Source organism: Sulfurovum sp. (assembly GCF_041562805.1).
Classification (GTDB): domain Bacteria; phylum Campylobacterota; class Campylobacteria; order Campylobacterales; family Sulfurovaceae; genus Sulfurovum.
The window spans coordinates 1-9,918 of record NZ_JBFFOH010000088.1 but is presented as its reverse complement, the minus strand read 5'-3'; the positions used below and the strand labels follow the sequence as shown (position 1 = coordinate 9,918).

Sequence of the window (9,918 nt, the reverse complement as noted above, 5' to 3'; positions counted from 1 at the left end):
TTTTATACTTTGGCATATTCTGGCATCTGTTGTTGCTCTCATGATCTTAAAGAAACTTTTATTCAAATGAAAAATATAGCACTGTATAGCATTCCCATAAGATATATGCTTATCTATGTGATTTTGATTTTAATGAGTGGGTTATGGCTTTTTTTACTTTCACAAGGATTGGAGAGCAGTGGGAGTCTCATAGGTACTTTGAAAAGTGTTATTGCTACACCTGCAGATAAGAGTGTAGAAGGGTTGATAGAAGTCGTTACTCCACATCTATTTGCCATAGGTACACTTATTTTTGTAGCAGCACACTTTATGTTGTTCAGTACCAAGGTTTCACAAAAGGTGTCTCTGATGGTGGCAATGCTTCTTTTTGTTTTTGCGTTGTTTGATATCTTTTCTTACTTTGCAATTACTTTTGGACTAGTGGTATCGGGATGGATAAAACTTTTAGCGATGTCGGCGTTTGTGTTGTTATTTTTACTCATGCTTGGCTTGGTTGGGTTTTCTTTGTAGTCTAGCCACTCTATATCGACAAGATCGGTTACATTTCCATAGAGGATTTTTCCTTCTTTATCTACAATCACAAATCCAATATCATTTAGATCTTTTAGAAATGTCAATGCTTCAGCTTTGGGCATCACCGAGAGTGCTGTGGCGTAGGCATCTATTTTCGTATTGTTAGCAGTAGTAAAAAGTGATACTGAAACAAATTCACGACCTTGTGAAGCTGTTTTGGGATTGATGAGGTGATGTTCATCTTTGGTGTTGGCAAATCTTCTGTAAGGTCCGCTTGTAGAGATGGACAACTGAGTTTTTTTACTTTTGATTTTGGCAAATGTCTGTTCAGAATAGGGTGATTGAAGATATACCTCACAATTATTTAAACATCTGATATCTCCACTCAGTGCTACTATACCTTCTGTTATATTTTGCTCTTTTAGGTACATAGTTACTTTATCAACACCATATCCTTTACCCATACCACCCAAGTCTATAATGATATTCTTATCAGTTCGTATGTTATGATCATCCATGTGTATGCCGTTGATATCCAAATAGGCATTTTGTAAGGCTTCTTTTGATGGTGCATACGTTGTTTCCTCTCCAAAATGGTATAGATTTTTGGAGATCGACCCAATAGTGATATCAAAATAACCATGACTCTCATCATAATAAGATCTTGATAGGTTAATGGCTTCAGACAGGTAAGCGTCAGACTGTACATGATGCGTTTTATTGAGTTTGGCAAGAGTCGCATTACTGTCATAAGTAGAAAGAGAATCTTCGATACGCTTAAGCAGTTCAAATGATTTTGTTATTTCCTGCTTATATGCTTGAGGAAGGGTGATACTTACAAAGGTTCCCATAAGTACCTGGGTACGTGTTTGCATAGGTTTTTGTGCAAATAGAAGCAGCGGAGATAAAAGAAAAAAGAGATATTTCATTATCTTTTTTCTAATATTTCCACAACTCCAGAAAAATCTTTTTCATGCCCAAAACAGCTATTGGAATTACACAGCATAAAACCATCATTGGTGTCATTTTTCAAAAGAGAAAACGGATGAAGCAGGGTATCTAAGTCTTTGATGTGTGTTTTGAGTGCATCTTCTTTGGCTTTAATGATGATGTCATCTTTGAGATAGCGTATCACCATACGGCTCATACGTGGCGTAGATATTGGCTGGCGCATGATATCATAAGAGTAGATCTCCAGTGTCTTAAAGACAAACTTTTTATAAACGCTGTCTACCAATGAGGAGATACTGTAGAGTACTGAGAGCATGGTTGCTACTGAAGAAGGGTAGGAGCTGTCATAGATGTTTGCATTTGTTTCAAACTCCCCACGAGAGAACTTCCATTTACCTTGGTCAAAGTACTTTTCTATCGCTGTGTTAGTGAGTTTGGTTGCTGTAATCAGATAGGTTTCATCCAGTGTACTTTCATAGGCTTCTATGAGGACTTCTGCAAGATAGGCATAATCTTCTAAAAATGCCTTTATCTTTGGTTTTTTACCTATAAGGGTTGAGTGAAAGAGCTCAGAATTGATGTACATACTCTCTAGTAGTGCATCCAATGATCTGATGGCTGGTTTGAGGTAAGTGTTGTCTACACGACTGGCTTTGAAAAGACTCTTTATCATCATGGCGTTCCATGAAACAAGAACCTTTTTGTCTATGAAAGGATAGGTGCGCTTTTCTCTGCGTTTTTTGAGTGCCTGTATGGCTTCATCATAGTATGGGATGTCAATTTGTGCAGGATCATCTACACGAACAATATTCTTTCCTTCAAAGTTCCCTTCTTCTGTTATGTGCAGTGCTTTGGCAAGTGGGGCATGTTGTTGACTTGGAATACCCGCTTTTTCGAAAGATTTTAAGGCTTTTTCATACGTGTAGACAAAGTATTTGCCTTCTTCTCCTTCTGTGTCTGCATCAGAGGCAGAGTAGAAAAGAGCATCTTCACTCATATTTTTGATCATAAAGTCTATGGTTTCAAACGCCACTGATTTGTAAAAGTCATCTCCACTTACATGATACGCTTTGAGATACACATCAGAAAGCAGGGCATTATCGTAGGTCATTTTTTCAAAGTGAGGTACGAGCCATTGATTGTCCGTAGAGTAACGGCAAAAACCACCCTCTACCAGATCTCTCAATCCACCTTTTGCCATGGAGGAAAGTGAGAGCAGTGCCATATTGAGTGTCTCTTTGTCTCCTGTGATGCGATAAACATCTAAAAGTAAGTCAAGCATTGAGGCCTGAGGAAATTTAGGGGCTTTGTTGAATCCGCCATCCTGGTTGTCAAAAAGTTGTTTAGCCTGGTCTGAAAACCTGTCAACAATGCTTAGATCCAGTTTTGTAGCTTGTATCTTGTCTTCTTTAGGGTTTAAGAAACGGAGTATCTCATCGGCTTTTTCTGTAAGAAGTGCTTTTTCTTTTGTATATTTGTCCGCGATGACTTCCAGCAAGCTCGAAAAACTCATCATCCCATAACGTGGTTCATCAGGGATGTAAGTGGCTGAGTAAAAAGGTTTCTGTTCTTGTGTAAGAAAGATAGAAGTAGGCCACCCTCCCGGGCGCTGGTTCATCAGTTGATAGACTTCCTGGAAGTGTTTGTCTATGTCTGGACGTTCTTCTCTGTCCACTTTCACTGCAACAAAATGTTCATTCAAGATCTTTGCAGTTGCTTCATCTTCAAAAGACTCATGTTCCATGACATGACACCAATGACAAGAACTATACCCTATAGAAAGGAAAATAGCTTTGTTTTCTTTACGTGCCTTTTCAAAGGCTTCATCTCCCCAAGGATACCAGTCCACAGGATTGTCAGCATGCTGCTGTAAGTAAGGGGAGTGCTCATTTTTAAGATGATTTGGCATTTTTAACCTTTATTGTTAACCAATTCTTGGTAATATTACACAGCATATACACGAATAGTACAATAGAATACTATAAAAGTTTAACATAAAAGAGAAAAAATGGATTATTTAGTAAAAAAGTTACTCTTATTGAGTTTACTTTTAGGTACTTTTGCATCTGCAGGTTTTGACAGTGCATTAAAAAAACAGAAGTTCTTGTCACCAGATGAAGCATTTCAGGTTACTGCTGTGCTTAAAGATGATGTGATAGAAACAAAAATTGTTTTGGCAGATAAAATTCATGCCTATGAAAACACATTATACTATAGGATCATTTCTCCTTCTCTCGTTGAACTTACGGTGAAAAAACCAAAAGCACATGATTTTGACGGTGACATGGTGTATGAAAAAGAAGTACTTGTCACGATCCCTACAAAAGAGATAGAGGAACAGGTCAAAGGTGATTATACACTTGAGATAGAATTTCAAGGGTGCTCAGATGCAGGTATCTGTTACCAGCCGATTAAAAAAACATTTGATTTTAAAGGTGTGGAACTTGGTGTATTTGACAAGATCTCAAATCTTGTAAAAGAGGGGAACACTGCAAAAATTGCAGATATATTGGTCAATGAAAGTTCCATATTTATCTTATTTCTATTTTTTATCTTTGGCTTACTGTTGGCACTGACTCCGTGTATCTTTCCTATGATCCCTATACTCTCTTCTATTATCGTGTCACAGCAAGGAGGAAGTGAAAAACCAAATGTAGCTCAAGCATTTTTCACTTCTTTAGTGTATGTCGTTTCTATGGCTTTGACTTACACTGCAGTAGGTGTTATAGCGGGACTAGTGGGTGCAGATATACAAACGGCGATGCAAAACCCTTGGGTACTGACTGTCTTTGCAGGAATGTTTGTGGCATTGGCATTTTCTCTTTTTGGATATTATGAGATAGGTTTACCCACATCATGGCAGTCTAAAATTACAAAAGTGAGTGATGATGCACAAGGGAAAGGTATTATAGGGACAGCCATTATGGGACTTCTCTCTGCACTGATTGTAGGACCATGTGTCGCACCACCATTAGGAGGTGCTGTACTCTTTATCTCCCATACGGGAGATGCCTTTTTAGGTGGTGCAGCACTTTTCGTCATGAGTATAGGTATGGGGATGCCACTTCTACTCGTAGGTATAGGTGCTGGTAAATTTATGCCAAAACCAGGTGGTTGGATGACTGTAGTGTCTCAAACATTTGGTGTGATGATGCTGGGTCTTGGTATCTTTATGCTTTCACGTATACTTCCAGATAGTCTTACATTGATACTTTGGGCATTACTCTTTATAGGTTCAGCACTGTATATGGGTGTATTTAACTCCAGTGACAAAACAAAAGGCGCACAGAAACTTTTTCAACTATTGGCTATGGTGTTTTTACTTTATGGTGCGTCGCTTTTCATCGGTGGAGTCACTGGTGCAAGTTCGATCATAAGACCATTTGAAAAGTTTACACAGTTCAATGGTGGCATAGCGAACACTGTACTTATGAGCTCAACTTCAGAAAAAGGCCATAGAGGTTATAGTGTAGAACGTCTTTTGAAAGAGGTAGGTGAATCAGAGAAGCCAGTGGTTGTTGACTTTGGTAAAAAGTCTTGTACCGCATGTACAGAACTCGAAGAGATCACTTTCCCGGATCCAAGAGTACAAGAACATCTTCAACAGTTTACTTTCATCAAGATAGACCTCACTGACAATACGGATGCAGACAAAGCACTCCTCAAAAAGTTCGAACTCTTCGGTACGCCTAACATCATTTTCTTCGACAAAGAGAATAACTATCTGCCTGAGAAAAGTTTGACAGGATTTATACCACCTGAAGATTTTGCAAAACATTTGGAAGGTATCTTGAAATAACAGAGAAAGAGTCTATAGTTTAGACTCTTCCTATCGCAGTAGCGGCCACCCTTTTATCTTTATATTCACAAAACACATCTCCATGCTTATAGCAAAAAGGATTGTTTGCTTTAATGAGTTTGAGCCCGTGAGCAGGGACATTCATATCTTCAAAATTATGACTGTTACTTCGTATGGTAACGGGAAATGCTGAAGTGTTCATCACCCAAAAGTCTTTGTTGGTGATATGTAATTCATCTGCAGGTTCATCATAGATCTTTACACCATGTTCTTTGTGACTTGCATAACTCTCCAATAAAAAGACATCGTGATAGAAGTTACTTGGAACATCTTCATTCAGAAGTTCACCTGAAGCAGATCTTGAAACATAGGCTGCTATATCTAAGTTATTACTGGTTTTTTGATTAATGCGTGTGTAAAGAGACTTTTTATCGGTGATCTTATCCATACCTTTAAAAGAGTAGTATGCATCAATATGACCTTTCATAATGATGTTTTCAAAGTCTTCAATATAGCGGTACTCATTATATATCTTTTTGTTGCGTATGCTGTTAGAAAGCTGTGTCCCCATTCGTTTGGACTTACTTATAAGTGGTTGCAGAACCATACGATCGATATGCTTCTCTTTCAGTATACCAAGATGGTAGAGAAGAAGATTGATCTTATCTCCTATATAATTGAAGAATCTTGAGAGTATGTTATTTGGACCGAACCAGTCATCTAGTCTCGTTAATATGTAGCTTATAGCAAAAACTTCAAGAAGAGGTCCAAGCCACGATATAGCAAATATGGAGAGTGTCCATGATGCAAGTTTTGTCACAAAGGTCACGATAGCAGAGAATACTCCGGCAATAAATAATCTAAGCTCTGCAAAAAGTACCATATTATCCAGTAGACCTACAAAATAAAGAATCCAACCTGAGAGTGTAACACCAAAAATAAAAATAAAGATATTTTTCAATTTGCTTTTTAGGTCTTGTCTCAAATAGAAGTTTTTTGCCTCCTTGAGTGCATCCAGAACATTCTCTATAATATGGGTTTGTATCCAGTCAGCAAGTACGGAGTCCAGTAGCCAGCGCTTGACAAGAAGAATCGTACCTTGAAAAAGTGTCAGGCCTGTAATAAATGCAACAAAATGTAGTTTTGCAGCTAACCATAAAGAGATAATACTGGTTTTAAAGACAAGCGCCACTGCCAGCATATAGCCCGTGAGCCACTCATAAGAAGCTGAGTGTGTGTATTTGAGTATCGTTACAAGTATGATAGGGACGATAATAGCGATAAGTGCTTTATACCGTCTTTTCACACTAATACCATTCGTTTAGGATATGCCGAGAATTACTTTGGGAAGTGAACATATGTAATCTATGACTATATAGGTGCTTAGTCTTCATCACTGCTATCAGTGGTATAGACACCTGTAAGTTTTTTCCAAATGATCGAAGCATTGAGTCCAAACCATATCAAAAGTCCTACACCTAGTGTTGCTGCCCATCCTGCTTGTTCAAATTCAGTGACATTGATGATATTGTACTGTTGTAATCCCCAGATAAATGCACCGATAATAATGACTGTGATGATGGCACCATAATATTTCAAACTTTGAAAGATAGATTTGATAGCAAGTAACCAGAGCGCGAACATGATGAGTATGGCAAAGGGTTTAAACCCTGAAAGAATGTCCTCTACGTTAGAGATATAGTGTATAAAATGGTTCCCTGTAGGATTCCATGTTCCAATTGCAAGTGCCATAGATAAAATAAGCGTTACCCACCAGGCTAAATGGGTAACTTTTTTGCCACCTTTTGTTGTCGTTGTGTTGGTCAATACATTTGGGATCATACATACTTCCTTAGGTTAATGTGAAAATATTATAGCCAAATCTTTTTTTAGCTATAATGTCATTATAACTGTGAGTGCATCACAGAATTTAAGATGAAACGGAATAACACAATGAACACTACAGAAAAATCAAAAAACTTAACTATTAATATCGGTGAGATAAACACTTTAGAAGTCATGCGTGACACTGACTATGGCTATTTTCTTGAAGCAAAAGATGGGAAAGAAGTACTTCTGCCTAACATCTATGTAATGGAAGATGAGATGCCTATGGGATCACTTATTGATGTATTTATCTATACAGACAGTGAAGATCGTCCTGTAGCAACCACTAAAATGCCTTATGCAAAACTTGGTGAGTATGGATACTTTACTGTAGTAGATTACAAATCCTATGGGGCTTTTGTAAACTGGGGTCTGCCTAAAGACCTGTTTGTACCTCTTTCACAGCAAAAAGAGCATTTTACTATAGGGAAGAAGTATCTTTTACGTGTCTGTTTGGATGCACAGACAGATCGTCTTTATGCAACGCAGAAAATAGGTAAATATTTAAACCGGGACATGAAAGGATTGCATCAAAATAAAGTGTTGGATGCCATCATTTTGGCTAAAACTCCACTAGGCTTTAAAGTGGTAGCTGATAATCAGTATGAGGGTATGCTCTTTACCAATGAGATCTTTGAAGACATCCGCATAGGTGATCGTAAAAAAGTCTATATCAAGAATGTAAGAAAAGACTTTAAACTTGACCTCTCTTTACAGCCTATAGGGAAGCAAGCCAAGATAGGTGAGGGTGAAGGAACGATCTTGCAACTTCTTAAAGAAGCGGACGGTACATTGCCTTTTACCTATAAAAGTGATGCAGATGAGATAAAAAAGAAGTTTGGGATGAGTAAGAAGAATTTTAAACGTACACTGACAGAGTTGATTGAGAGTAACAAGATACAATTAACAGATGATTCGATCGTATTGTTATAAATTTAGAAAAAAGGAACAGATATGGAAATAGCTGATTTATTGAAAATGGGTGCATTATTGATACAAAGAAACAGTGATGATGCTACAACAGAGTTAGATGTCAATGATATTGCAAAAGCATTAGATAGTCTTGTTGGAGATGGACAAGGTGGCGTGAATTTGCTTCCTTTTGTAAGTGGATTAGGTGAAAATGGACTAGGTGCTATAGTAGGTTCATGGTTGGGACAAGGTGAGAACAAATCTATCTCATCAGAAGAGATCACAATACTTTTAGGCGCAGATAAGGTGTCTGAATTTGCTTCAAGTCTTGGACTTTCACAAGAGAGTGCACAGAGTGCTTTGGCTGAGGTGATCCCTCAGGTGGTAGATAAAGCAACTTCAGGTGAAGGTGGTATTATGGATGAAATGTTGGCACAGGTAGGTGGTCCACAAGGTGCTATGGAGATGTTAGGAAAAATGTTCCGTTAAACTTTTTAGCTAGATAACTACCCAAAGTTATCTAACTGCACTTATACCTTATAAAATATGTTAGTTTATAGGATTTTCAAACAATTCAACAAATGATCGAGTACCCTATATGAAGAATAATCATTAAAAAGAGATAATATTTTATTGAAAATACAAAAAGGATAAATAATGAAAAAATTAATAACTATAGCACTGTTGGCATCAGGCGCATTTGCAACTGACTTTTCTCAAGTGAATGCAGAACATATGAAGATGAAAAACAAAGGTAATTGTACACCTAGCCATTGTCCAGATAAATGTAAAGAGAAAAGTTCAAGAACTGAAAATAAGGTGGTCTATGATCTTAGAACTGGGAATGCAAAAAAGATAAGCTCACAGATTAAAAGTCTTAAAGCTGTAGCAAACCACTATATTGAAAAGAAGAGTGACTACAAAATAGCTGTAGTGATTGGAGGAGATGCCTATAAGTTCTTTGTTAATGATCTTCAGTTTTCACCTTATGATAAAGATGCTGAACTCATAGCACTTAAACCCAAGATAGGAGCTGAACTCAGAGAGCTTGCCGAGGTCTATGACGTGAATTTCACGATATGTGATGTGGGTATAGAGTATAGAGAAATTCCGGAAGACGCACTCTATAACTTTGTAGAGGCGAAGAAGACAAGGAGTATCTATCTCATAGAATTTCAAAATGACGGCTATGCCTATATACCGATACACTAATAAGTTTTATTGTAGGACTAAAATGAGTAAGTTTAAAAATTGAAACCTTATAAGATATATCATTTTATAAGGTTTTTAATCTAAAGGGTTACTCTTTTTATAACAATATGTCATACTTCCCCATACTTTTCAATGACTTAGATAAAATACGCTTAAAACGATAGGATGTTACGTGCGATACCTGCTTTTATTTTTACTGCCTTTACTTCTTTTTTCAAAACCATTCAAAGTGGCTACATACAATGTAGAAAATCTCTTTGATGCTGAGTATGTTGGCACGGAGTATGATGATTACACCCTAAAACATAATTGGACAAAACGTATGGTTGACATAAAGCTCAATCATGTGGCAGAAGTGATCTGTGATCTGGATGCAGATATATTGGGACTGCAGGAAATCGAAAATGCCAACATTTTTGAGCAACTTAAAAAACGACTCTTCCGTGTAGGGTGTGGGTACAGATATTCGGCTATCACTTCCAAAAAAGACGCACCGATACAAGTGGCTTTGCTTTCACGGTTTCCCATTAAAACACAAAGAGAGTTGCAGGTAAGTTATACGCCAGGGGTACGTAACATACTTGAAGTTGAGGTAGATGTAAACGGTGAGTCTTTATGGCTATTTGTGAACCACTGGAAGTCCA

The 9,918-nt window shown here is 37.5% G+C and carries 9 protein-coding genes and 1 pseudogene; 6 read left to right on the top strand and 4 right to left on the bottom strand.

Annotated features, from left to right (window positions below; genetic code table 11):
- Positions 1–510: hypothetical protein (locus tag ABYK33_RS10260; protein WP_373033096.1), on the top strand; the 510-nt coding region annotated here is incomplete at its 5' end.
- Here the strand turns inward: ABYK33_RS10260 and ABYK33_RS10255 are convergent.
- Together ABYK33_RS10255 and ABYK33_RS10250 are read right to left on the bottom strand one after the other, a co-directional pair.
- Complete coding sequence (locus ABYK33_RS10255) at positions 396–1,442, bottom strand: FAD:protein FMN transferase (protein ID WP_373033095.1); 1,047 nt, start codon at positions 1,440–1,442, stop codon at positions 396–398. The two genes, ABYK33_RS10260 and ABYK33_RS10255, sit on opposite strands and share 115 nt — an antisense overlap.
- Entirely contained in the window at positions 1,442–3,373 is a 1,932-nt protein-coding gene (locus ABYK33_RS10250) for a thioredoxin domain-containing protein (RefSeq protein WP_373033093.1), read from the bottom strand. The genes ABYK33_RS10255 and ABYK33_RS10250 overlap by 1 nt, the downstream gene beginning before the upstream one ends.
- A gap of 99 nt (positions 3,374–3,472) precedes the next feature.
- On the opposite strand from ABYK33_RS10250, the gene dsbD reads away from it, so the two are divergent.
- Entirely contained in the window at positions 3,473–5,263 is a 1,791-nt protein-coding gene (gene dsbD / locus ABYK33_RS10245; RefSeq protein ID WP_373033092.1) for a protein-disulfide reductase DsbD, read from the top strand.
- 19 nt (positions 5,264–5,282) lie between these two features.
- Here the strand turns inward: dsbD and ABYK33_RS10240 are convergent, their stop codons facing one another.
- Together ABYK33_RS10240 and ABYK33_RS10235 are read right to left on the bottom strand one after the other, a co-directional pair.
- Positions 5,283–6,569 carry a hypothetical protein gene (locus ABYK33_RS10240; protein WP_373033090.1) on the bottom strand — a complete coding sequence of 429 codons (1,287 nt, stop codon included), beginning with the start codon at positions 6,567–6,569 and terminating at the stop codon, positions 5,283–5,285.
- A 77-nt stretch (positions 6,570–6,646) separates the two neighbouring features.
- Positions 6,647–7,105 (bottom strand): DUF6524 family protein, encoded by a 459-nt coding sequence (locus ABYK33_RS10235; RefSeq protein WP_373033089.1) that lies wholly within the window; start codon positions 7,103–7,105, stop codon positions 6,647–6,649.
- 111 nt (positions 7,106–7,216) lie between these two features.
- Between ABYK33_RS10235 and ABYK33_RS10230 the strand changes: the two genes are divergently transcribed.
- The 4 genes and pseudogenes from ABYK33_RS10230 to ABYK33_RS10215 all read left to right on the top strand — a co-directional run.
- The gene (locus tag ABYK33_RS10230) at positions 7,217–8,083 is read left to right on the top strand and encodes a S1 RNA-binding domain-containing protein (RefSeq protein ID WP_373033088.1); all 867 of its coding nucleotides are present in this window, start codon (positions 7,217–7,219) and stop codon (positions 8,081–8,083) included.
- Positions 8,084–8,104: 21 nt separating this feature from the next.
- Positions 8,105–8,551 (top strand): YidB family protein, encoded by a 447-nt coding sequence (locus ABYK33_RS10225; RefSeq protein ID WP_373033086.1) that lies wholly within the window; start codon positions 8,105–8,107, stop codon positions 8,549–8,551.
- A gap of 168 nt (positions 8,552–8,719) precedes the next feature.
- The gene (locus ABYK33_RS10220; protein WP_373033084.1) at positions 8,720–9,274 is read left to right on the top strand and encodes a DsrE family protein; all 555 of its coding nucleotides are present in this window, start codon (positions 8,720–8,722) and stop codon (positions 9,272–9,274) included.
- 172 nt (positions 9,275–9,446) lie between these two features.
- A pseudogene (locus ABYK33_RS10215) lies at positions 9,447–9,918 on the top strand (hypothetical protein); the annotation flags it as partial.

What these genes read in the sequence shown, in the direction of transcription:
- ABYK33_RS10255 (WP_373033095.1), bottom strand. Translation starts at nt 1,442, where the DNA reads ATGAAATATCTCTTTTTTCTTTTATCTCCGCTGCTTCTATTTGCACAA.
- ABYK33_RS10250 (WP_373033093.1), bottom strand. Translation starts at nt 3,373, where the DNA reads ATGCCAAATCATCTTAAAAATGAGCACTCCCCTTACTTACAGCAGCAT.
- ABYK33_RS10225 (WP_373033086.1), top strand. Translation starts at nt 8,105, where the DNA reads ATGGAAATAGCTGATTTATTGAAAATGGGTGCATTATTGATACAAAGA.
- ABYK33_RS10235 (WP_373033089.1), bottom strand. Translation starts at nt 7,105, where the DNA reads ATGATCCCAAATGTATTGACCAACACAACGACAACAAAAGGTGGCAAA.
- ABYK33_RS10220 (WP_373033084.1), top strand. Translation starts at nt 8,720, where the DNA reads ATGAAAAAATTAATAACTATAGCACTGTTGGCATCAGGCGCATTTGCA.
- ABYK33_RS10230 (WP_373033088.1), top strand. Translation starts at nt 7,217, where the DNA reads ATGAACACTACAGAAAAATCAAAAAACTTAACTATTAATATCGGTGAG.
- dsbD (WP_373033092.1), top strand. Translation starts at nt 3,473, where the DNA reads ATGGATTATTTAGTAAAAAAGTTACTCTTATTGAGTTTACTTTTAGGT.